Genomic DNA, 21,513 nt, shown 5'->3' on the forward strand with positions numbered 1-21,513 from the left:
GTATAACGCGTCTGCCTTTACACATACTATGTTTACATTCAATGGGCTATAGCCAAGCGGTAAGGCAATGGACTTTGACTCCGTGATCGTTGGTTCGAATCCAGCTAGCCCAGTTTCTGAACAGGTGAAAAACCGAAGATAAGCTGATTCGTATAAATCAGCGGATCTTCGGTTTTTCATCATGCAGATTGATGAACCGTTTTCTTCTTCGATAACTTCAACAGTTCTCCCGGGTTATAACCAATCACTAGCTTTTTGTTGTCTACTAGAATCGGGCGTCGCAAAAGCTTCGGCTTTTCGATTAAAAGTTCCAGCACCTCATTTACCGTCATTTCTTCAATGTTTAAATTTAAATTTTTGAAAGTCTGGCTTCTTGTCGCCAAAATTTCATCAATTCCTTCTGTCGTTAACGATAAAATGTACTTTAATTCTTCTCTTGTCGGGGTTTCTCTGAATAAGTGCCGTTCGTTAAATTCAATTTGATGTGCTTTAAGCCAATGTTTTGTTTTTCGGCATGACGTGCAGCTTGGATATGAGTAAAAAGTTAATTGTTGTTCCATTCGTTTTTTCCTCCTCAGTTAACCATCTCTTTGTAGAATAACTACCCGGATCATTTTTCATTTAAACCATTTACAGAACTTTTTTCGGATTATTTTTTAAAAAACATTCATACAATAGTAAACACAATCAAAGGGACAAATTCCATTTGTATATTAATAATGAAAATGTTTACATTTCTAGGTGTGATCTATTATAATAACAGTCAGAGGGACTCTCGGGAGGGGATAAAAATGAATCGCATGTTCCGGGTGTTAGGATTTTGGACGGGAATTTTTGCAGTCATGTTTTATTTAGGTGATATGAAAGATGCTTCCCTTTTATTTTTTGGACAGACGATCTTATTTGTGTTTCTATCGTATTTGAACTTAACCGAACGCATGTATATTTATATTTTTGGCGCTTATTTAACAATTTTCTTCGCCGGCTTTACATATTACTCAATTTTTATTATGGTGCCCGGCGGCGGAGGCCATTAAATGCAGAAAGAGACAAACCTTATCGGTTTGTCTCTTTTTTTTACAATGAAAATCCATTTAAAAACGGATTTTGGTCCTGCTCAGTCAGTACGTCTGTTTCAGGTCCATGGCCGCTTAACACCAGCGTGTGTTCCGGAAGCGTAAGCAGTTTTTCATGAATGGACGTCAGCAGTGTCTCTTGATCGCCGCCTATTAAATCCGTACGTCCTATACCGCCTTGGAACAAAACATCTCCGGAAATGACCAAGTCTGCATCTTTCACGTAGTAAGACACACTGCCTGGTGAATGCCCCGGCGTAAATAATGTTTCCAAATGAAACGGCCCGATATTCAACTCACCGTCGCCTTCAATTAGATGATCTGCAGGCTTAGCTGTGACCTCTATCCCTCGCAGCATGCCGGAGCCGTTTAAAGAAGCATCCGTAAGCCAATTTTTTTCATTTTGATGCAGGTAAACAGGGATATCCCATTTTTCTCTCACTTCATCAAGCGCCCCAATATGGTCAAAATGGGCATGTGTAAGCAAAATGGCTAAAGGCGTCAGCCCTTTTTCTTTTATGTATTGATTGATTTTATGTCCCTCGCCGCCCGGATCAAAAATCAGGCATTGATCATCACTGATGAGAAAATATGCGTTCGCTTGAATCGGCCCTACTGGCATTCGTCTCCATTTCACTATTATCACCTCTTTCTTTTTTATGCTCTTATTATGAGGGTTTTTTAAAAAAGATTCAAACAATCGCAATGAAAACGCTATCGACAAACCTATAAAAAACAGGTAGAATAAAACTGGAAAGAATTGCAGGTTTTTCAATGTAAAGGGGGCTGTGTTATGTTACTTGTCGTGATTTTCGGCCTTGTCGCTCTTTTCGCTTTATGGGGAGTCTTGCGTTCTGTTAGAAATAAAAATATACTCGGGTTTTTATTAGCCGGTGCCACCTTATTTGTCTTTGGCTGGTTTACCGTGATGACCGTAATAAACAGCGGGTATCCAACCGCACATTAAAACCTGTATCCGATGGGATACAGGTTTATTTTTATGGCTGTAAATGTTTATTGACACTTTCTATTTTGCTCTCAAGCGTCGTTTTTTTGTCACGCCTGTCATCGATGCGGATATTCGTTGCCACTCTGTGCAACCCTTTTTGAAATGGCGCTTCGTGAATTGCCTGAATGACTGCAAAAAGGTCACTGAGTTCTCCCTCGATCAGCGTATTCATCGGTGTCAGCTGATATTTGATTTTCCCTTCTGCTTGATATCCTTCTAATATCTTTTGCACATCGGCTACGTAAGCACTGACACTAGGTGTTTCAGTACCGATTGGGATAATGGTTACATCTGCGATAGCCATCGTTATTTCATCTCCTTTTGATCAATGATGAGTTGCTTCGTTTCATGTGATTTCAATAAAATAATTTGCTCAAAATGAAAGCCGTATAACGCATATTTCCCGTTCGGAGATATTTGAATCGGCTCCATTTCCCGCAGAGACACAAGATCCTTTGTCTCTCCCGATGCTACATTGACTGCTGCGAGCTTATATGCATCGCCGCTTTGTTTGAATGTATAAAACAGGCCTCCTGCTTCATCATAGTCATACTCCATTGGAGCTAAACTTGTATATTTCGCTTGGAGCGGCCATTTCGCTGTAACAGGTGATGTTGATTGCGGCGTTTTAAACTGATACGTCCCTTTTCCTCCGGAAGCTGATTTGACAGTAAAACTCATTTTATGGAAAGAATCGAAGAATAGAACGTCATCCTCAAGCTTCTGTTTCGTCTTAGAAGCTGTATCGAACGTATATAAAGGCCCTGTTTTATCGTCTCTTCCCTCTTTTACATAATCAAATGTATTTTTGGATGTCCAATGAATGAACGGAACCTGTACCGGGCTTAAGAAAGATTCGTCTTTTTTAGCATTCACCTGATATGTATGGAAATCCCAGTTTTCATTGAATTCCGTCACCATCATTTGATAAGGATCATACTGATTCCAAGCAGCCTCCAGCTCATACGTTTCGTAATCTTTTTCGTAAAGCGTCTCTCCTTCTGCATTAAGCAAAACCACTGCCGTCTTTTGGCTATGTGTGATTTGCAGCAGAATCATCTGCTCCCTCGCATTGATTTGAACATCAACGATTTGACCATCCGTTTGATAGAGCTTTTTCGCTTTGCCTGTAAAGATGCGGTATGCAAAAAGCTCTGTTTTCGTCGGATTAGACGCAGTATATAATATTGTGCTGTTATTCAGCCAGCCTTCCGCCCCATCCGCTTTTTCCGCGGAAAGCGGTATGATGTTTTTTTTCTCATCTTTTGCCGCCGATGCCTGTTTTTGCTGCTGATGAGATGGTTCGCATGCCGATAAACTAAACAGCAATACCGCCAGCAGAATAAAACAAACTGATCTCATCAGCATTCCCCTCCGATCATCTTTATTGTCTCATATTTGCTTCGGCAGAAAAAAGAAAAAGTTTCAGTTACTCATGAAAAAATAACGCCCTCCACAAGATGCCGTTTGTGGCGTTATATATGTGTGAAAACTGCTGAAACGGCAAAGGATTTTGGCCTTTTCCAAGTTCCACCGTATACCCTTCCTTAAAGTAATGGTGAATAAACCAATCACGAAATCCAGCATAGCTGTCTATATCCCTTACTCCCTTATAAATGTTCCCGCTTAACTCCTCAAAATCCTTTATGACGGCAGCAGATTCCTCAGGCTCAAGGCCTTTATAGCCCCAATAAATTTCTTCCCCTTGAGTATGAAGAGCCAGCAATCTGTCAGGCGGATTCTCCGTTATCAGCCGGTACATCGCAATAGATTCCGGCTCCGTAAGCGGAGAGATTCCCGGAAAATCGCGGTAGCTGGGTGCTGTCGGTTTTCGGTATTTTTCAATTTCCCATAATGATGGAAATTGTTTATTTAAATCAACCCCGTTTATATTCGCCTTCCATTCATTAAAATTCGGACGATGTTCATTTAGCCTTTCGAGCTCATCTCTTCTGGCTCCCATGACTTCTGATCCGTTTAAAACAAGATCAACGCCATCCGGATTGACAAGAGGAACGAGGGATAAGGATGTGCAGTTAAACAGCTTTATGGGAGAAAAGCCAAAGAAAGGCGAATTGCAGCATAATGACATACAGTATTCCTTAAACCATTTTAGCAGGACAGACGTTGTAATCCACTCATTCGCATGAAATGACGCGTTCATATGGACCTTTTTTACGGCATGCTCCCCACCAGCCTTCAGCTCCCAGATAGGCCTGCCGAGTATAGAACGGCCAATTTCCCGGCATGAGACAAACGGAAAAACATCAATGATCTTCTTTATTTCCTTTTCAACAGCTGAATCATCATAGATTTTCTCTTGCTCAATCCAGCTATCAGAAAGTTTCAGTTGCCGAGGCTGTAAAAAGCGCTTTATGTCCTGAATGGTTTGAAGCTCTTTGCCGCTATGCTCCTCTATCACATAACCAGGGCAATACAATTGATGTTTTTGTGCGGAGCGATTTGCACTTTTAAGCAATTCCTCGTCTATCTTCAGTTCTTTCGCCACTCTGGCCAAATTGTTCTTGATCTCAGGTTTCACCGTAATAAACGCCATCATCATCCCCCTTTTTTGTTACTATATGACAGCATATTTAAAAAAAGAAAGCCTCCCGCTCACTTTGACGCGGGAGACATTGTGATTACGATGCCTGATCAAGCATTTGTTTTTCTTTCCGTTTTGACGAATTGTCCAGCCTTTTCTGGTCATAAAATCGCAACAAATCCCCATAAATGATTTCATCAGAAAGTGATAGCTCCTGTTTTGCTTTATCAGCAAATGCTTCACATTGTTTTGTCTCCTCTAACGGTTTTCCCGTCTCTTTGTCATAACACGCACCGTCTGTATAAACAACCTGATCTGTGATAAAGCTCCCGTCCCGGAGCACCGTAAAGTCCAGTTTTTCGTCTGAAAGCAGATCGTTGCCGAATTGAATTTGATCTTTCGTATCAATCCCTAAAAGATTCATTAGCGTCGGCCTGATATCAATCTGCCCGCCTACTGTTTCAATGGTTTGCGGCTTTTTATCAGTAATACCCGGAATATGGATGACCAGCGGCACTTTTTGGAGCTGTACCTCTTCAAATGGAGTTATTTCTTTTCCTAAAAACTGCCCCATCGCTTCATTATGGTTTTCTGATATACCATAATGGTCACCGTACAATACAATTACAGAATTGTCGTATAATCCGTCTTCCTTCAGCTTTTCGATAAACCGTTTCAGCGCATCATCCTGATAACGCACTGTCGGAAAATATTTATTTAGCGTCTGGCTGCTTGAATCATATTCATCAATCAATTGATCCTCTTCATCAAGATCAAACGGGAAGTGGTTCGTCAGTGTAATCAGCCTCGAGTAAAACGGCTGAGGCAGATTTTTCATCAGCTCTGAAGACTGCTCAAAAAATTCTTTATCCTTCAGTCCCCAGCCGACTGAATTTTCGTCAGTTACATCATACGAGTTAATATCAAAAAACGAATCATATCCAAATGAGTCGTACATTAAATCACGATTCCAAAAGCTCTTATTATTAGCGTGGAGGACCGCTGAATAGTATCCGCTGTTTTTCAAAATTTCAGGAGCGGCCATATATTGATTGCCCGCATTCGTAAAAAACACGGCACCTCGTCCAAGCGGATACAGTGAATTGTCCACGATAAATTCAGAATCCGAGGTTTTCCCCTGGCCTGTTTGGTGGTAAACATTATTAAAGTTGTAGCTCTGTTTTATAAAGTCATTCAGAAAAGGCGTGATTTCTTCTCCATTCAATTTTTCATTAATCACGAAGCTTTGCGTCGATTCTAAGGATACGAGAATGACGTTCCTTCCTTTTGCAGCGCCGAATAAGCGTTTGTTGGCATCCTTCGCATTAGCGGTTACGTAGTTTTCAATCTCCGTCAGGCTGTTGCTGTCTGCCAACGCTCTCTGTGCGGATTGCTTTGACTGAAGAACGCCATCGTAAATATGAAAATTAAACAGGCTAATGTTTTTAACAAGCATTTCTCTGTCAAATGAGCGTGTCAATAGCTGAGGTCTTTCCGCCTCAGACAAGCCCAGGTTGAAGAAATAAACAGAAGCAACGAACAAAAAATAAGCCGCCCGTTCATTTTTCGTTGAGGGAATGTCCGATTGAAAAGCTTTTTGCCGGATGTGAAGCCATATTAAAACCGCAATATCTACAGCTAATAGGAGGTCTGTCGGCTCTAGAAGTGTTCCGATGCTGCTTCCGAGATCACCCATATTGCTCGTTTGAAAAAGAACAGGGATTGTTAAGAAATCATTGTAAAAACGGTAAAAAACCATATTTGCCAGCAATACAAACGTGACAAGACAGCTCATCGCGATAATGTAGCGATTTCTGTTTTTGCCTTTTAAAAACAGGCTGAGGCCAAAAATAAGCAACAAAAAACTCAATGGGTTGATAAACAGAATAAATTCCTGTGTTAGATTGTCGATTTTAATATGAAAACTGGTTTTGTAAACAGCATACGTTTTCAGCCACATCAATAAAATGGCAATCAGCATAAATGAAATCTTCGAAAAAAACGTTTTTCGCATTTCAACCTCCTATGCAGCACGCTCAAAAAAATCAGTCTATTCCCAACATTCTCATTAACACATCAAATTAAATCTTAACCTGAGCACAACAAAAAATCAATTTCATTTACACAATTTTAACAATTTTGATGTTTAAGCCATTCATTTTTAGCGATCCAAGCGCCTCCGATAACGCCGGCATCATTTCCAAGTGCTGCGATTGAAATATCAGCAGCTTGGGCTGCCCGCGGAAACGCGCATTTGCGGAATGTTTTCTCGACTTTTGATCTCAGCAATTCTCCGGCTCTCGATACGCCGCCGCCAAGAACGATTTTGGACGGATTAAGCGAGCTTGCCAAATTTCCGAGCACCAAACCAAGATGCTTGGCTACATAATCAACCACCTCAAGGGCAATTTCATCATTTTCACCCGCCGCTTCAAACACATCCCGCGCTGACAATTGTTCGGTTGCTTTTAAACGTGTCGTCTTTTTAGCATTTGCTATTTTTTCTTTTGCAATTCTTACAATTCCGGTTGCTGACGCAATTGTTTCGATACAGCCCGTTTTGCCGCAGTTGCAGGGCGCTCCGCCTTCAGGGATGCTGCAAATATGGCCGATTTCTCCGCCGGCGCCATTTATGCCATGTACAATTTCACCATTTGCAATGATGCCGCCGCCAACTCCTGTGCCAAGCGTCACGAGAATGACGTCTTTTGCGCCATCACCCGCTCCCTTCCACATTTCCCCGAGCGCAGCAATATTCGCGTCATTTTCTATAACAGCTGGGATGCCGGTTTCTGTCTCCAGATGGTTTTTCAAAGCATAATTTTCCCACCCTAGATTTACTGTTTCATAAACAACTCCTGCCGCCATATCTACAGGGCCTGGTGCACCCATTCCGATGTATTTGATGATGTGCTTCGGTTTTTGCAGCTCATCCAGCTTGCTGTCGATTGTTTTTGCAATTGTGACAGTAATCGTGTCGCCGGTTTTATCAGTCGGAACTTCCCACTTATGCTGAATTTCGCCATATTGATTAATAAAAGCGAGTTTAATCGTCGTTCCTCCCAGGTCAATGCCCGCAAACCATATCTCGTCCATTTTTATCACCTTAGCCTTTATAAAAATCTCTTCCGTTTTTTGTTTGTTCCAATTCTTTTCGAAGGACAGCTGCCGCTCTGGCCCACTGCTCCTTTTCAATCATGTGGTTCATGTATAATTCCTTTAATTCATCCAGCATAAACTCAATTTCAAGCTCTCTGTCTCCAAAATAAACAATATGGCCAAATGTTTTTAACAGCTGCTGCACATCATAAAATGTATTCATTTTTTCCTCACCATTTCTTGAACTTAACTATCATAAGCGTATTCATATGGAAGCGGTCAGTCAAGAAGAAAACGCTGACAAAAAATCCAGCTTCCTTTCCATATTCCACCTTTATGATTCTTTATTGTTTTCAATTTGCTGCTGCAGCTCCTTGTAGCGCTGCTCCTTCGGCTTCAGTTTCACAGCCGTCCGGATGGCCTTTTCTGCTTGTGCAAGCTCATTTTTTTCCGCATACAATAACGCTAAATTGTAATAGGAAGCATGGTCTTTAGGTTCTTTTTTCACTGCTCGTTCCAAAAGGGAAACCGCCTGATCATATTCGCCGATTTTAATATCAGAAACAGCAAGAATTTTCAAAAGATCGGCAGAGGCATCTTTTTGCGCTGCTTCTCCGTTCAGCAATTCTGTTACTTCTTCATACTTTCCTTCCTGATACAGCTCGCTTGCCTGCTGAATCAGCGCTGACTCCTGGTGTGAAGGCGAATGCAATCCGTAATATAAAAATCCGGCAGCCAAAGCAATCAGCAAAACCGCTGACAACAATCTTTTTCCAAAGGCTCTGGCTTTGGGCAACCCCGATGCTGCTGCGGCGAAAAAGCCGCCAATCAAGCCGCCGATATGTCCTGAATTATCAATATTCGAAACTGCAAAACCAAAGCCAAGATTGATGATAATAATGACAATAATATTGGTTCCTATGGTTCTTAAAAACATTTTTCGATTGGACAAAGCAACATACAGTAATGCGCCTAAGCATCCGAATATGGCTCCTGATGCCCCTGCCGAAGGATACGGGCTGAACACAAAACTCGCAATCGAACCCGTAATGCCAGCAGCCAGATAAATCAGCAAAAATCTCCCCGATCCATACATCCGCTCAACCGCTGTACCAACCGACCATAAAGCCAGCGTATTAAAAGCTAAATGCGCTATGCCGATGTGAAGCACGATCGGTGTCAGAAGCCGCCACCATTCTCCTTGTGCAATCAGGCTGTTTTCCTTTGCTCCAAAAGCGACCAGCGTCTCCGTATTAGTGCTGCCTCCGTTTATTTCGAGCAAGAAAAACATCAGGATCTGAAGCGCAATAAATAAATATGTAAAAATCGGTTTTCCGTTTTGAAAAACCGCCGCTTCAGTTTTTCTCTGTTCTTCTTGTTTCAGCACTAGCGAAAGGAAGCGTTCTCGTGCCATTTGCGCGTCTTCAAACGAAGCGTGTTCCTCTGTACAATCTTCTGTACGAAATGATGGAAAAACCGCTTGAAGATCATCTCGAAGCATCGTTCCTCTAACGATCGCCGGCTCAACTGACACAGTTCCCTTCTCAAAAGTTTTTTTTGCAATCTCTTCCCAGTCATCAACAGGGGCATCCGTTGAAAAAAACACATTCAGCAGCTTCATCCTTCGTCTGCCCAATTGATGTCTGACTCGTTCTACTCGTTCGGCCTGCTCTTCGATGTCTCTAACCATTTCTTGACGGAAATCAAGATCGTGCTTATAAAGACGAACTAGATCATGAGAGCACTTGTCCGGCGCTTCCAGCCATATTTCATCTGACTCACCGGCTTGTATGACGCCATACCCGCTATTCACCAGGTGCGCCGCAATTTTCCAATATGTATACTCCAGCAAAAACATGTTTACCGCTCCAATAGTTTTTTTTCATTATAACAGCTGGCGCTCCGAAACGCCTACTGAAAGCAAAAAATCCCGTTTTTCACGGGATTTTAGAAAGCTTGTTGTATAAACTTATTGCGGATAAATGGAATTCTTAAAAACAAATGGATAAAAGACCGCCTGATTCCTGGCTGGCTGAGTACAGTATTCATAAGACGGTAGCGATTTTGATAAAACATGACGGCAGAAACCGCGAAAATGGCATATATCAAAAGTTTTTTCATTATATCCCTCCTGCCAATAGGGTTTGTTATTCTGCCTTATTTATTCTCGAATCAGGGACAGGAAAGTTATGAAAAACAAGAAATGATCCGATCCTCTGTTATCAGCTTATGTACCGGGATGTCATGCGGCAGACTGGGTACGTGCGCAAACAACTGGCACTCCAAAAGCAAAGAGACTGTCTTCCCTTCATATGCACTTAAATAGCGATCATAATAGCCGCCTCCAAAGCCGACCCTAAACCCGTTAACATCAAAACAAACACCTGGAACGATCACCAAGTCAATTTGTGATGGGTTTACTTCCTTTGTTTTTTCAATTACCGGCTCGAGCAGTCCGGCGTACACGGTTTCGAGCTGATCATCAGTCTGATATGTGCGAAATTGCATTTTCTTCGTGTCCGGATGGCATTTTGGGATGCAAACTTGTTTCCCTTCTTCCCAAGCCTGCTCAATGACAGGACGCGTCGGTATCTCTAATCCTCTGGAGATGGTGACCGCAATGGTGCCGGCATTTTGCCACTCCGGCAGAGAAAACAAATACTTATACATACGTTCCGTTTTTTGAAGCAGATCTTCATTTGATAAAGCAGACAGTGCCTCCAGCGTCTTTTTTCTTAATTGTGATTTCATCTCTCATCCCCCTCGGAATAGAAAAAAAGCCAGAACCTTTTTCAAAGCTCTGGCTTTTTTCTTACACCTCAAACAGCAAAGCTGTTATTTTGTTTCACGGTGTAACGTAGATTTTTTATCACGTGGGCAATATTTTTTAAATTCAACGCGGTCTGGATTGTTGCGTTTGTTCTTTTTAGAAATATAGTTACGCTCACCACATTCAGTGCAAGCCAAAGTAATATTAACGCGCATTATTTTCCCTCCAAACTAAAATCATTTACTTATTCAGACTTATATATAATACCACTATAATGGACGGAATGCTAGGCTGTTTTTCAATGAATTGCTGAATTATTGATGATACGCTCATAAAGCTGCAAATATGATGACGTAATGAGTCGGGGGTGGTGGAGCTTAAACACTTGTTGTCTGCCAGCTTCTTTTATCCGGCGGGCTTTCTCCCGGTCTATTAAAAAGCTGTCCAGCAGATCAGCCGCTTCCTGTACGCGCGTAAAATCAGCGATGACTGCCGTTTTGTCATGAACGGCATAGTCACAAAAACCACCCGACTGAGAAACGACAGTCAGCACACCTTGTTCCATGCTTTCTTGCGCGGCAAGCCCAAACGGTTCATAAGAACTAGGGAAAACAGCCATTTCACAGTGAGACAGTAACGTTCTGATGTCTTTCCAATTGAGAAACGGCAGGAACATGACGCGATCCTTCAGGTTATATGCCGCAGCCAATTTCTCATAGCAGGACAGAGACGGCCCCTCCCCAGCCAGCACTAGATAGAGGTCAGGCTGACGCTGCTTCAAGATGGCAAACACCTTTAACAGCTGCGAAAATCCTTTTTCCGGAACAAACCTTCCATATGAAAAGAGGAATCTTCTATTCATGCTTCTTGGTATTTTCCCCTTCTCTTCCTCCATAGATGCAGGGCTCGGGATAACGGTTAATTTTTTATGTGCCGACTTATCAAGAGACCGCTTCATAAATGTGCTTAATACGATTAAAGCATCAGCGGACTCTATAAGGAGCCGTTCGGTCTTGAGCCTGTAAGGGTGTGGGGCTTCTCGGCACACCTTCTTCCTTTCTCTTTCAAGACCGTGGATTGTCGCAGCAAGCGGAAGGCCAAGCCGTTGTTTCAAATACTGGGCGGCAGAGGCAGTTGTGTCATCATGGGCATGAATCAGATCAAAGCGTTTATTGTGTGATAACACATGGCGAACCATTGTAAAGTTAGCATCAGCTATGTAATCTTCAAACTTCGCATACGAAAACAGCTGCCCGCTCGGAGTACAAACTGTAATGTTGATATGAGGGTTTAAATAGGAAATGAGGCGGTTTAAATGGACACCGAGCCCGCTTTTCGGCTCATCGGGATGTTCGGGTGAAAGCATGAGAATGTTCACCGTTCTTTTTCCCCTCTCCCATAACAGGTGTATGCAGAAAATTGCGCCTCCCAACTGGTGTGCGCTTCTTCAATCTGAAAACTGTTTATATGACGAATCCCATTTTCATCAAGGTATATGTCGTCTGTATCGGCAAGCTTGAGAGAGACATTCATTGAATTCACAATTCTGTATTCAGCCCGATATACAGCATCACCAGCCGCCTGTCTAATCGTCCATTCGCCTTTATCATACGTTGTGCGTTTTGTACTGACAGCTTCAATGTCTTTTCTTTTGATGACAATGCGCAATTCTTTTATCATATCCTGCGTTTTTTCGAAAAGGACCGCTTCAGCCAGCCGCATTGTTTCTTCTGAGATTTCCCAGCTTACGGTCAGGGTGTGAGCGTTTTGAATGATTATGTCGAATGTGTCCCTAAAAAAGGAAAGCTTATGTCGTATATTATAGGGAAATGGGTGTTTATCCATGGACTCCTAACATTCTCCTTTCCAATCGTTCACTTCGTGTTCCTATTAAACCATTACATAAAGAAGAAGCAAAGAAAGATTTCTCGACAAAATCTCGTTTTTTTCGCGAATTCCTTTAGAAACTATTGGTTTTATGGTATAAAAAAGAAGGATAAAAAAAGAATAGAAGGTGATGAAACGTGGAAATTGCTATTATTGCGTTGTTTATCGTCAGTATAGCGCTAATTGCATTCTCATATTCTCAAAGAGACCCGATGAAAGATGTAGAACAGGAGCTCGAAACACTGCAGCTTTCTGCGATGCAGGAAATTTACAAGCTCAAAAAGAAAATGACAGTGCTTGAGGAAGAATTACTGGAAACAAACCTTGTCATTCGCAAATCAAAGCAGAACGACATCAATCAAAAAATCGCTAAACAAATACTTTCTAAATATAATAACGGTATGTCAGCTGAAGCGATTGCTAAAGCTGAGCATGTATCAGTGGAAGACGTGAATACGATTATCAAAGATAATGAGAAGGTGCTCGTATGACAAAACGGGGCATTCAGGCATTTGCTGGCGGCATCATTTTAGCGACAGCCGTTCTTGCAGCTGTTTTTTATCTGACTGACGAAGACCAGGCCGCTGCTGTAAAAGAAAATAAAACAGTAACCGAACAAGACGTGAACAATTATCTTGATTCTAAAAAATTGGTTTCTGTCAACCGTGATGAATATCAAAAACTTCTCGATTCAAAAGAGAAATCCTTAAACAATGACAGCGGCTCAGACACGAAATCAGACAAAGTCAAAACGTACAAGCTCACCATTAAAGACGGCATGAGCACGGCGGATGTATCTGCTATTCTTGAAAAAGAGGGCATTATCTCCTCGGCTCAAGACTTTAATGACTACGTCATTGATGCCGGCTATCACAAAGAAATTCGTGCCGGCGAGTTTAAAGTAAAATCAGACATGAGTTTCAAAAAAATCGTAAAAACGTTAACACGATAAAAAAACAGGCTGACTCAGCCTGTTTTTTCATCCAAACTTTCCTGAAATGTAATCGAGCGTTCTTTGGTCCTTCGGGTTAGAGAACATTTTATTCGTATTGTCGCATTCAACAAGCTCGCCCATGTAGAAAAAGGCGGTTTGATCAGAAACCCTTGCTGCCTGCTGCATGTTATGCGTGACAATGACAATTGTGTATTTATTTTTCAGCTCTAGAATGAGTTCTTCAATTTTTCTCGTTGAGATTGGATCTAGTGCAGATGTCGGTTCATCCATCAGCAAAATATCAGGATTGGTCGCAAGTGCTCTGGCGATGCAAAGACGCTGCTGCTGGCCCCCTGACAGCGAAAGAGCGGACGTATGCAATCGATCCTTCACCTCATCCCATAACGCCACGTCTTTTAATGACTTTTCCACAATTTCCTGAAGCTTCTTCTTATTTTTGGTGCCGTGGACTCTCGGTCCGTAAGCCACATTATCAAAAATAGATTGCGGAAACGGATTCCCTTTTTGGAATACCATTCCGATATTTTTTCGCAAATCCACGATGTCCACTTTATCCTTTAAAATGTTGCTGCCATTATAGTTCAGCTCACCTGCAAGCTTTACATTCGGCGTCATTTGAATCATTAAATTCAATGTCTTGATAAAGGTCGATTTCCCGCATCCGGATGGCCCGATAATCGCCGTAACCTCATTTTCATAAATGCTCAAATTGATATTTTTTAAAGCATGATGCTGTCCATACCATAAGTTCATTCCATTGACTTGATAGACTTCCTGTTTCATTACAGCTTCGGTAGCAATACTCATTGCCGCCCTCCTATCCGAATTTCCCGTTAATATAATCCTCTGTCTTTTGCTTTTTCGGACTCGTGAAAATCTGTTCGGTCTGTCCGTATTCTACAAGCTCGCCGTTTAAAAAGAATGCCGTCCGGTCAGAAACCCGCAGAGCCTGCTGCATATTGTGCGTGACAATAATAATTGAGTATTCTCTTTTCAATCCTGTAATTAATTCCTCTATTTTCGCATTTGAAATCGGATCAAGCGCTGAAGCTGGTTCATCAAGCAGAAGAACAGCCGGCTTCATCGCAAGCGTTCTCGCGATGCATAAACGCTGCTGCTGGCCGCCGGATAACGAGAGTGCGGATGAATGTAAACGATCCTTCACCTCATCCCAGAGGGCCGCTTTTGTTAAACTTTCTTCCACAATTTCATCTAAAACAGCTTTATTCCGCTCTCCGGCATATTTCAATGCATGTGTGATATTCGCATAGATCGATTTCGGAAATGGATTTGGTTTTTGAAAAACCATTCCGATTTCTCTTCTCAAGCTGACAACGTTAATATTGCCGCCCAATATATTTAATCCTTCATAAAGGATTTCACCTTCCGCTCTTGCAGATGGAATTAAATCGTTCATTCGGTTAATATTTCTCAAAAAAGTAGATTTTCCGCATCCCGACGGCCCAATTAAAGCAGTCACCGCATTTTTTTCAATATCCATGTTTACATGATGAACTGCTTGTTTATTTCCATAAAAAATAGACAGATCTTTGACCTCAAGCACGTGGTTCTGCTTCGGAACAATAACAGCTCGCTCAGGTTTTTCTTTTACCATTTGTTCAGACATGTTTTTCGCCTCTTTCCGTTCTAATTTGCCGTAAGCTTTTTGTAGATCATCGTGCCAAGCCATCTCGCCGCGAGATTAAACACAAGAACAGAAATCACCAGCACGGCAGAACCACCGTTGGCAATCGCTTCAGCATCCGGAATCATTCCTTGTGTATTGACGTTCCAAATGTGGACCGCAAGTGTTTCAGCGGGCCTGAAAATATTAAGCGGTGATGTTTCCGAAAACGGGTTCCACTCCGTAAAATTAAGACGCGGTGTTGTCAGGCCTGCCGTAAATAATAATGCGGCCGCTTCCCCGAACACCCTTCCTGACGCTAAAATTGCTCCTGTGATGATAGAAGGAATCGCACTTGGAATTAAAACGGTTTTTACGGTATGCCAGCGTGATACACCTAAAGCGAGAGAGGCTTCCTTCAGATCTTTAGGGACTGAACGGATCGCGTCTTCTGTCACACGCACCATGACAGGAAGGTTAAAAACAGTTAACGCAAGCGCCCCGCCTATGATCGTATATCCCCAGCCTGTTAAGTTGACAAACATCAATAATCCAAACATTCCAATGACAATAGACGGAAGAGATGAAAGCACCTCTATACATGTTCTGATGAAGTCAGTTACTTTGTTATTAGGCGCGTATTCAGCCATGAAGACTCCGCCGCCCACACCGAGCGGGATTGTAATCAGCATTGTAATAAACAAAATATAAAAGGAGTTAAACAGCTGATCTCGTATGCCTCCTCCAGCTGCAATGGCGCTCGATTTTGTTGTAATAAATTGAAAACTGAGTTGAGAAACACCGTTTATAATAATATAGGAAAACAAACCTACTAAAATGGCAGCGATAATGGCTGCACACAAACCAAACATTCCGGTCGCCAGTTTATCTGTTATTTTGCGGTTCATTACACTTTCCTCCTAGATGACAAGTAGCGAATAAGCAGGATGAACAAGAATGACATCACCAGAAGCACAAGCCCCATTGACCACAGCGTATTGTTTTCAACACTTCCGTATGTGGTGTGGCCCATATTCAGCGTGATGATCGTTGTCAGCGTTCCCGCAGTGTCAAACAGGCTTTCCGGCAATACTCTTGTATTTCCAATGACCATCTGAACAGCCAAAGCTTCACCGAACGCCCGAGCCATGCCTAACACAACAGCTGTCATCAATGTTGGAAAAGCTGCAGGCACAAGTACTTTTCTGATCGTCTGCCATCTTGTCGCACCAAGCGCGTAAGAACCCTCTCGTAAACTCTTCGGAAGAGAAGCCATTGCATCAGCAGAAATCGATGTGATCGTCGGCAGAATCATGACGGAAAGGACAATCGTTCCCGCCAATAAACTGTGCCCTGTTCCGCTCGATTTGAACTGGGCGATAAACGGCACCAATACTGTAAGACCTATGAATCCATAAACAACAGATGGAATACCGACTAAAAGCTCAATCACCGGCTGCAGCACTTTCTTTCCCCAATTCGGGGCAATCTCTGTCATAAAAATCGCACCTGCAATGCCAAGCGGCGCAGCGATTAGAGCAGAAAGAATCGTTACTGCAAATGAGCCAAAAATAAATGGCAGCACTCCGTATTTCGGATCAGTATCTGTAGGATTCCAATTTAAGCTCGTTAAGAATTCAATTGGGCTTACACCATTTACAAGAAAAGATTGCAGCCCCTTCACGCCGAGGAAAATGGTGATCGCAACAGATGCCGCAATCATAATCAGCGCACATGCTGTCACAATCATTCTTCCCCGAACTTCATCCAATTGCCGATTTTGCCTTGAGCTGATTAAACGCTCGCTCACAGACATATTTTCTCTATTGTTTATCATTGTTTTACACTCCTATGAATGTGTTAAGAGGAGAAACGGTTGTCCCCGCACTCCTCTTTTTATTAAGATCAGCTTTGCTTCCCGTTGGCATCGCGTGTCACTTTCATATCAGTAACCGGAATGTAGCCTTGGTCAGTAACAATGCTTTTTTGAATGTCTTCACTCTTTAGATAATCAAGAAATTCTTTAGCTAAACCTGTCGCTTCACCTTTTGTATAAGAATGCTGATAAGCCCAGATCGGATACTCGCCAGTTGCTACATTTTTCGCTTCAGGTTTAACACCGTCAATAGATAGAGCAGTTACTTTGTCATCTGTTAAATATGAGAATGCAAGATATCCAATCGCTCCCGGAGTATCAGCAATGATCTTTTTCACCGTGTTGGAGGAATCTTCAGTAATGCCTTCTGCAGGCTCCGCTCCGTCAAGCGCATATTTCACAAATGTAGCACGTGTGCCAGAAGAATCAGGACGGTTTACAAGTGTAATCTTTTGGTCTTTGCCGCCGAGCTCTTTCCAGTTTTTGATTTTGCCAGTGAAGATTTTTTTCAATTCATCTTTTGAAATATCCTTCACACCAGCATCAGGGTTTACAGCTGCTGCCATACCAACTACAGCGACTTGATGATCGACAAGCGCTTTTGCATCGATGCCTTCTTTTTCTTCAGCAAAAACGTCTGAATTCCCGATCTGAACAGCTCCTTCAGAGACTTGAGAAAGCCCTGTTCCAGAACCGCCAGCTTGTACCTGTATATCAGCATCAGGGTTTTCTTCCATAAATTTTTCCGCGGCTGCAAGTACTAGTGGCTGCATAGCCGATGAACCAGAAATGGTTAAAGAACCTGATGCCTTTTCTTCTCCTTTTGCAGAATCGCTATTCGATTTTTTACTTTCTCCTGCATTTCCGCATGCAGCTGCAATCATCATAAAAGCAGCCATCAGAAGCATAAGCACCAATTTGTTTTTTTTCATTTCCTGAATTCCCCCTGCGTATAATGTGTAATTTGTCCTACACGTATAGAGTAAAGGTTCTATGTAAAAAGGGTTTGAACCGAATGTTAAGGTTTTGTAAATCAGTGCGTTTTTTTGTATAAAAAAAAACGCCCACATCATGTGAGCGTTTCTTTTTAGTTATCAGAAGACGTTGTGTTTTCTGCATTTTCTTCGATTTTGTTTTTATTCTTTTGCTGAGTATCTTCTTTGTCCTGCTTCGATTTCAGCTCAAAATATTTATCCATTACTTCTCTGCCGATTTCGTTTGTAATGGTATATTTAGCGCTGTAATCAATATAAGCCCAAGGGACTACTACAGAGATCGCAATCTCAGGATTATCAGCCGGTGCATAGGCAACAAGTGTCGTATTATAAGTCGCTGTTCCTGTTTTTGATTTATCAGGTCCATCATAGAACGATTGTGCTGTTCCTGTTTTACCAGCAGGCTGATATGACGCTGAAGCAAATTGGCTGGCAGCTGTCCCTTTTGTCATTACCCGTCTGAATCCGGCCTGAACCTCTTTAATGTATTCACTCTTCATGTCGATTTTATTCAGCACTTCCGGCTGAACGGATTGTACGACAGCACCGATCCCTCTTTTAGCATCAGGTTCTCTGACTTCCTTTACAAGCTGAGGCTTTAAGCGATATCCGCCGTTTGCAATCGTTGATACGTATTGCGCAAGTTCCAGCGGTGTATACGTGTCGTATTGCCCGATCGCATAGTCAAGCAAGAATCCCGTCAATCTGTCTGTTCCTTTATAACCTGTCATTTCATTCGGAAGATCAATTCCAGTTTTGACACCCAGTCCAAATTGGCTGAAGTAATTACGGAACGTATCAAAGGCCGTCGTATCAATCGGTAAAGCTTGGTGCGGTTTATATTCACCTTTTCCGAGCGCGATCGCAGTTTTAAACATAAATACGTTGGAAGACTGCTCTAAGGCTCTTTGAATATTGACCGGTCCTAAGTTAGTCCATGATTTTTTACCATTTTTATCCTGACTGCCGATATACAATGGTTCATCCTGAAAAACAGTATTCAGATTAATAGCTCCGGTTTGAAGGCCTGTCAAGACTGTTGCGCCTTTGACCGCTGATCCCATGGCATAAGATGACGTCATTGTACCTAAAGCGTAATCATCAATTTTATATTTCCCATTTTCTTGTTTAATCTGCTTGCCCGCCATTGAAAGCACTTCACCGTTTCTTGGGTCCATCATCACAACGAATGCCCGGTCTAACAATTGCGTGCTTGGTCTTGCTTTAGCAGATTTGAGGTTCTTCTCAATGATTTTTTCCACTTCTTTTTGCAAATCAATGTCAATCGTAAGCACGAGATCCTTACCGGCTTTGCCTTCAGATACCGTTTTTGTTCCCGTGACATTGCCGTTTGAATCTGTGATATTTTCGACTTTGGCTTTTTGGCCCTGCAGAAGGCTTTCATATTGGTATTCCAGATAACTTTTTCCGACCCTGTCATTTCGGCTGTAGCCAAGCGACAGGTAATGCTCGAGCAAGTTGGACGGCAATCCTTCATTAGAGCTGGAAACACTTCCGAGCACTGAGCGAAGAAGGTTTTTATACGGATATTCACGTTCCCAATCGGACGTGACATCAACACCTGGCAGTTCGTCTAAATGTTCACTTACCACTGCCATTTCCTTCGCTGATACATCTTCGTTTTTGATATATTGAGGGGTCAATGCATAGCCCGAATCCATCTGTCTTTTGATAGCGAGGATCTGCATATCTTTATCCGTCAATTCATTCAGCTGCTTATCAGTAATCCGTTTTAGCTGAAGCTGGTATAAATCATCATCGGATAATTTTTTCTCTTCGACCTGCTGTCTTTCTTTAGAGCTAATGAGCTTTTTCGCTTCTTTCGGTCTAGTCAAAATCCAATAATCTTTTTTATCCCGTTCTGTTACTTTTTTTGTATCGACTTTGATCATGTCAGACAGCTTTTTTGCGATCTTTAAGCGCTGTTCTTGCGTGGTCGATTTAGATCTCGTGTATGTGATTGCATTTAAAGCCTTATTTGTCACAATGGCATTAAAGTTTCGATCATAAATTTTCCCGCGTGGTACCGCTGAGCTGACTTCACTTTGTTCCTGCTTATTCGCTTGGTTTTTGTAATCATCGCCTTGCACGATCTGCTTGATGCCCAGTTCCACAATAATCCAGGTAAATATAACAAAGGCAGCTAAAAATAAAATATTCAGCCGGATCGGAAGCGACTTCTTTTTCTCTTTATGATTTTGCTTTTTTGGTTTATTTCTCCTCATAACATCACCTTTTCTATTTACAGAAAGAAAAGACACTCAAGTAAGAGTGCCAGTTTTCATTTTAAAGGTTTTTTCGACTTTTTTCTACAGATAACCCCTTTTTGGCAAAAAAATTATCTCTCGCCTTTTAACAGGGTCGGTTCTGTTACCCGTTTTTGGCCGTCTTCTTCCATGGTTTCATTTTCCCCTTCTTTCTCCTTAAAACGGATATCCTTGACAAAGTAATAAATCAAAGGATGTCCTATACCCAATATCGCAAGTGACAAAGGAATTCCCATATCCTCTTTCAGAAGGGCCACGATCAGGAGAAAGCACAAAATGGAAACAATTCTGCCGGCATTCAAGAACATTTCTCTAAGCACGATATATTCAATTCTTGCTTTTCTGGCATGTCTCGCGCGCCCTATCACATCATATGTAAGTGATACATATGGCACAAGCAACAGAGGATAGCCGATGGCAATAAAAACGCCATACGTTAATAATGTCGAAAAGCTCATATGGAACAGAATCAAAAACAGCGCGCCATACAAAATAAGTCCGCCCAGCAAAATCGATTTTTTTCTCGCCTTTTTCTTAATCAGCCTGGATGCAAAGTAGTAGGCAAAGAAGGAAACAGCTGAATTGACAAGACCGAATGTACCGAGAGCAAGTTCGCTGTTTGTCTCAATAAATACAAACACACTGATTAAAAAGACAAAAATCCCTTCTCTCAAACCCTGAAAAAAATGCGCATTCGTGATTCTCCGCCAATTCATATTGCTATGGCGCTCTCCAAATACTTTGCTCAGCATAAAACGGCCCTTTGATTCTCTCCGTTTTAAGAAAAAGCTCATCACGACAGCTAGGGCAAATAAACTGAGGGAGAGACTGAAAATCACTGTATAACCCGTATTATTTTCAAGCCTTGAGATCACGAATCCGGCTACAATCGGGCCGATCATTCCTGCAGAGGAAGACAGAATGCCCATAAACCCGTTGAAAAAGTCTCGCGTATCCGGCTCTGTTATTTCAAAGGTCAGCACGTTAAACGCTAGCCAATAAAAGCCATAGCCCACTCCGAGCACCGCGCCGATTAGCACGAGGCGGCTGGCCGCCGTTTCTCCGGCTAAAAGCACACTTAAATAAAAGGCAGCTAAAAAAATGACGCCGAACCTTAAAATGAATACCCTGTCTATTTTTTTGGCTAACCGTCCAGCCAAATAAAAGGTTATCGGCTGCATTGTCACAATGGATAAATTATATATCGCCAAATCAATAAATTTCCCTGACTGCTTCCAAAGATACACATTAACAAATGTATTGGACAGTGCAATTCCCAGCGAGTAAAGCCCGCCAATGGTCAGCAGAAAGAGTAACCCTTTGTTTACGTCTACATCGCCTATCACTTTTTTTAGTTTGCTCATTACTGACTCCCCTTTACTATCCCTT

The 21,513-nt window shown here is 42.1% G+C and carries 25 protein-coding genes and 1 tRNA gene; 5 read left to right on the plus strand and 21 right to left on the minus strand.

Annotated features, from left to right (window positions below; genetic code table 11):
* Positions 1-42: 42 nt before the first annotated feature.
* Positions 43-113: transfer RNA gene (locus AC07VD_RS15825), tRNA-Gln, on the plus strand.
* A gap of 66 nt (positions 114-179) precedes the next feature.
* On the opposite strand, the gene mgsR is transcribed toward AC07VD_RS15825, so the two are convergent.
* The gene (mgsR, locus tag AC07VD_RS15830) at positions 180-560 is read right to left on the minus strand and encodes a transcriptional regulator MgsR (RefSeq protein WP_003230147.1); all 381 of its coding nucleotides are present in this window, start codon (positions 558-560) and stop codon (positions 180-182) included.
* Positions 561-791: 231 nt separating this feature from the next.
* On the opposite strand from mgsR, the gene AC07VD_RS15835 reads away from it, so the two are divergent.
* Positions 792-1,037: a DUF2626 domain-containing protein gene (locus AC07VD_RS15835; RefSeq protein WP_003226300.1), complete on the plus strand. Its 246-nt coding sequence runs from the start codon at positions 792-794 to the stop codon at positions 1,035-1,037.
* 40 nt (positions 1,038-1,077) lie between these two features.
* Here the strand turns inward: AC07VD_RS15835 and AC07VD_RS15840 are convergent, their stop codons facing one another.
* On the minus strand, positions 1,078-1,713 hold the full coding sequence (locus tag AC07VD_RS15840) for an MBL fold metallo-hydrolase (protein WP_014480263.1): 636 nt from the start codon (positions 1,711-1,713) through the stop codon (positions 1,078-1,080).
* 156 nt (positions 1,714-1,869) lie between these two features.
* Here AC07VD_RS15840 and AC07VD_RS15845 point away from each other — a divergent pair, with 156 nt between their 5' ends.
* A complete protein-coding gene (locus AC07VD_RS15845; RefSeq protein WP_003230141.1) occupies positions 1,870-2,043 on the plus strand; it encodes a DUF2759 domain-containing protein in 174 nt (57 codons plus the stop codon).
* A gap of 31 nt (positions 2,044-2,074) precedes the next feature.
* Here AC07VD_RS15845 and AC07VD_RS15850 read toward each other — a convergent pair whose 3' ends face one another.
* From AC07VD_RS15850 to AC07VD_RS15905, 12 genes are all read right to left on the minus strand, one after another.
* Entirely contained in the window at positions 2,075-2,389 is a 315-nt protein-coding gene (locus AC07VD_RS15850) for an MTH1187 family thiamine-binding protein (RefSeq protein WP_003230139.1), read from the minus strand.
* Between the two features lie 2 nt (positions 2,390-2,391).
* A complete protein-coding gene (locus tag AC07VD_RS15855; protein WP_494721807.1) occupies positions 2,392-3,447 on the minus strand; it encodes a YqgU-like beta propeller domain-containing protein in 1,056 nt (351 codons plus the stop codon).
* Positions 3,448-3,514: 67 nt separating this feature from the next.
* Complete coding sequence (locus AC07VD_RS15860) at positions 3,515-4,645, minus strand: M14 family metallopeptidase (protein ID WP_348711215.1); 1,131 nt, start codon at positions 4,643-4,645, stop codon at positions 3,515-3,517.
* Between the two features lie 82 nt (positions 4,646-4,727).
* Complete coding sequence (locus AC07VD_RS15865) at positions 4,728-6,644, minus strand: LTA synthase family protein (RefSeq protein WP_342819527.1); 1,917 nt, start codon at positions 6,642-6,644, stop codon at positions 4,728-4,730.
* 116 nt (positions 6,645-6,760) lie between these two features.
* The gene (gene glcK / locus AC07VD_RS15870) at positions 6,761-7,726 is read right to left on the minus strand and encodes a glucose kinase GlcK (RefSeq protein ID WP_130572563.1); all 966 of its coding nucleotides are present in this window, start codon (positions 7,724-7,726) and stop codon (positions 6,761-6,763) included.
* Positions 7,727-7,736: 10 nt separating this feature from the next.
* Complete coding sequence (locus AC07VD_RS15875) at positions 7,737-7,952, minus strand: YqgQ family protein (RefSeq protein ID WP_004399107.1); 216 nt, start codon at positions 7,950-7,952, stop codon at positions 7,737-7,739.
* A 111-nt stretch (positions 7,953-8,063) separates the two neighbouring features.
* Positions 8,064-9,587 (minus strand): rhomboid protease YqgP, encoded by a 1,524-nt coding sequence (yqgP, locus tag AC07VD_RS15880; RefSeq protein ID WP_217018230.1) that lies wholly within the window; start codon positions 9,585-9,587, stop codon positions 8,064-8,066.
* An 89-nt stretch (positions 9,588-9,676) separates the two neighbouring features.
* Entirely contained in the window at positions 9,677-9,850 is a 174-nt protein-coding gene (gene yqgO / locus AC07VD_RS15885) for a protein YqgO (protein ID WP_003230126.1), read from the minus strand.
* Between the two features lie 66 nt (positions 9,851-9,916).
* Complete coding sequence (locus AC07VD_RS15890) at positions 9,917-10,480, minus strand: 5-formyltetrahydrofolate cyclo-ligase (RefSeq protein WP_129092532.1); 564 nt, start codon at positions 10,478-10,480, stop codon at positions 9,917-9,919.
* Positions 10,481-10,564: 84 nt separating this feature from the next.
* Positions 10,565-10,714 carry a 50S ribosomal protein L33 gene (gene rpmG / locus AC07VD_RS15895; RefSeq protein ID WP_003153056.1) on the minus strand — a complete coding sequence of 50 codons (150 nt, stop codon included), beginning with the start codon at positions 10,712-10,714 and terminating at the stop codon, positions 10,565-10,567.
* A gap of 83 nt (positions 10,715-10,797) precedes the next feature.
* Complete coding sequence (locus AC07VD_RS15900) at positions 10,798-11,877, minus strand: glycosyltransferase family 4 protein (RefSeq protein ID WP_217018220.1); 1,080 nt, start codon at positions 11,875-11,877, stop codon at positions 10,798-10,800.
* On the minus strand, positions 11,874-12,344 hold the full coding sequence (locus tag AC07VD_RS15905) for a hypothetical protein (protein ID WP_217018218.1): 471 nt from the start codon (positions 12,342-12,344) through the stop codon (positions 11,874-11,876). Before AC07VD_RS15905 ends, AC07VD_RS15900 begins: the two co-directional genes overlap by 4 nt.
* A gap of 179 nt (positions 12,345-12,523) precedes the next feature.
* On the opposite strand from AC07VD_RS15905, the gene AC07VD_RS15910 reads away from it, so the two are divergent.
* The gene (locus AC07VD_RS15910; RefSeq protein WP_003245993.1) at positions 12,524-12,877 is read left to right on the plus strand and encodes a hypothetical protein; all 354 of its coding nucleotides are present in this window, start codon (positions 12,524-12,526) and stop codon (positions 12,875-12,877) included.
* Positions 12,874-13,338 carry an endolytic transglycosylase MltG gene (locus AC07VD_RS15915; protein ID WP_024571927.1) on the plus strand — a complete coding sequence of 155 codons (465 nt, stop codon included), beginning with the start codon at positions 12,874-12,876 and terminating at the stop codon, positions 13,336-13,338. Before AC07VD_RS15910 ends, AC07VD_RS15915 begins: the two co-directional genes overlap by 4 nt.
* 27 nt (positions 13,339-13,365) lie before the next feature.
* On the opposite strand, the gene pstB (AC07VD_RS15920) is transcribed toward AC07VD_RS15915, so the two are convergent.
* The 7 genes from pstB (AC07VD_RS15920) to AC07VD_RS15950 all read right to left on the minus strand — a co-directional run bounded on the left by pstB (AC07VD_RS15920) (position 13,366) and on the right by AC07VD_RS15950 (position 21,488).
* On the minus strand, positions 13,366-14,148 hold the full coding sequence (pstB, locus tag AC07VD_RS15920) for a phosphate ABC transporter ATP-binding protein PstB (RefSeq protein WP_014480273.1): 783 nt from the start codon (positions 14,146-14,148) through the stop codon (positions 13,366-13,368).
* Positions 14,149-14,158: 10 nt separating this feature from the next.
* Positions 14,159-14,968 carry a phosphate ABC transporter ATP-binding protein PstB gene (gene pstB / locus AC07VD_RS15925; RefSeq protein ID WP_015384102.1) on the minus strand — a complete coding sequence of 270 codons (810 nt, stop codon included), beginning with the start codon at positions 14,966-14,968 and terminating at the stop codon, positions 14,159-14,161.
* Positions 14,969-14,988: 20 nt separating this feature from the next.
* A complete protein-coding gene (gene pstA, locus AC07VD_RS15930) occupies positions 14,989-15,873 on the minus strand; it encodes a phosphate ABC transporter permease PstA (protein WP_003230103.1) in 885 nt (294 codons plus the stop codon).
* Positions 15,873-16,802: a phosphate ABC transporter permease subunit PstC gene (gene pstC, locus AC07VD_RS15935; protein WP_015714268.1), complete on the minus strand. Its 930-nt coding sequence runs from the start codon at positions 16,800-16,802 to the stop codon at positions 15,873-15,875. Before pstC ends, pstA begins: the two co-directional genes overlap by 1 nt.
* Before the next feature lie 68 nt (positions 16,803-16,870).
* Positions 16,871-17,773 carry a phosphate ABC transporter substrate-binding protein gene (locus AC07VD_RS15940; RefSeq protein WP_004398774.1) on the minus strand — a complete coding sequence of 301 codons (903 nt, stop codon included), beginning with the start codon at positions 17,771-17,773 and terminating at the stop codon, positions 16,871-16,873.
* 155 nt (positions 17,774-17,928) lie between these two features.
* Complete coding sequence (pbpA, locus tag AC07VD_RS15945) at positions 17,929-20,082, minus strand: penicillin-binding protein 2A (RefSeq protein WP_342819529.1); 2,154 nt, start codon at positions 20,080-20,082, stop codon at positions 17,929-17,931.
* 113 nt (positions 20,083-20,195) lie between these two features.
* The gene (locus tag AC07VD_RS15950; RefSeq protein WP_217018216.1) at positions 20,196-21,488 is read right to left on the minus strand and encodes an MFS transporter; all 1,293 of its coding nucleotides are present in this window, start codon (positions 21,486-21,488) and stop codon (positions 20,196-20,198) included.
* Between the last annotated feature and the right edge of the window lie 25 nt (positions 21,489-21,513).

The organism is Bacillus sp. GW821-FHT01G09, from assembly GCF_059422205.1.

Coding starts and splice junctions, on each gene's coding strand:
- AC07VD_RS15890 (WP_129092532.1), bottom strand. CDS start 10,480: ATGAAATCACAATTAAGAAAAAAGACGCTGGAGGCACTGTCTGCTTTA.
- yqgP (WP_217018230.1), bottom strand. CDS start 9,587: ATGTTTTTGCTGGAGTATACATATTGGAAAATTGCGGCGCACCTGGTG.
- pstA (WP_003230103.1), bottom strand. CDS start 15,873: ATGAACCGCAAAATAACAGATAAACTGGCGACCGGAATGTTTGGTTTG.
- pstC (WP_015714268.1), bottom strand. CDS start 16,802: ATGATAAACAATAGAGAAAATATGTCTGTGAGCGAGCGTTTAATCAGC.
- mgsR (WP_003230147.1), bottom strand. CDS start 560: ATGGAACAACAATTAACTTTTTACTCATATCCAAGCTGCACGTCATGC.
- pstB (WP_015384102.1), bottom strand. CDS start 14,968: ATGTCTGAACAAATGGTAAAAGAAAAACCTGAGCGAGCTGTTATTGTT.
- rpmG (WP_003153056.1), bottom strand. CDS start 10,714: ATGCGCGTTAATATTACTTTGGCTTGCACTGAATGTGGTGAGCGTAAC.
- AC07VD_RS15865 (WP_342819527.1), bottom strand. CDS start 6,644: ATGCGAAAAACGTTTTTTTCGAAGATTTCATTTATGCTGATTGCCATT.
- AC07VD_RS15850 (WP_003230139.1), bottom strand. CDS start 2,389: ATGGCTATCGCAGATGTAACCATTATCCCAATCGGTACTGAAACACCT.
- AC07VD_RS15950 (WP_217018216.1), bottom strand. CDS start 21,488: ATGAGCAAACTAAAAAAAGTGATAGGCGATGTAGACGTAAACAAAGGG.
- AC07VD_RS15845 (WP_003230141.1), top strand. CDS start 1,870: ATGTTACTTGTCGTGATTTTCGGCCTTGTCGCTCTTTTCGCTTTATGG.
- pbpA (WP_342819529.1), bottom strand. CDS start 20,082: ATGAGGAGAAATAAACCAAAAAAGCAAAATCATAAAGAGAAAAAGAAG.
- AC07VD_RS15835 (WP_003226300.1), top strand. CDS start 792: ATGAATCGCATGTTCCGGGTGTTAGGATTTTGGACGGGAATTTTTGCA.
- glcK (WP_130572563.1), bottom strand. CDS start 7,726: ATGGACGAGATATGGTTTGCGGGCATTGACCTGGGAGGAACGACGATT.
- AC07VD_RS15860 (WP_348711215.1), bottom strand. CDS start 4,645: ATGATGGCGTTTATTACGGTGAAACCTGAGATCAAGAACAATTTGGCC.
- AC07VD_RS15855 (WP_494721807.1), bottom strand. CDS start 3,447: ATGAGATCAGTTTGTTTTATTCTGCTGGCGGTATTGCTGTTTAGTTTA.
- AC07VD_RS15940 (WP_004398774.1), bottom strand. CDS start 17,773: ATGAAAAAAAACAAATTGGTGCTTATGCTTCTGATGGCTGCTTTTATG.
- pstB (WP_014480273.1), bottom strand. CDS start 14,148: ATGAGTATTGCTACCGAAGCTGTAATGAAACAGGAAGTCTATCAAGTC.
- AC07VD_RS15875 (WP_004399107.1), bottom strand. CDS start 7,952: ATGAATACATTTTATGATGTGCAGCAGCTGTTAAAAACATTTGGCCAT.
- AC07VD_RS15915 (WP_024571927.1), top strand. CDS start 12,874: ATGACAAAACGGGGCATTCAGGCATTTGCTGGCGGCATCATTTTAGCG.
- yqgO (WP_003230126.1), bottom strand. CDS start 9,850: ATGAAAAAACTTTTGATATATGCCATTTTCGCGGTTTCTGCCGTCATG.
- AC07VD_RS15905 (WP_217018218.1), bottom strand. CDS start 12,344: ATGGATAAACACCCATTTCCCTATAATATACGACATAAGCTTTCCTTT.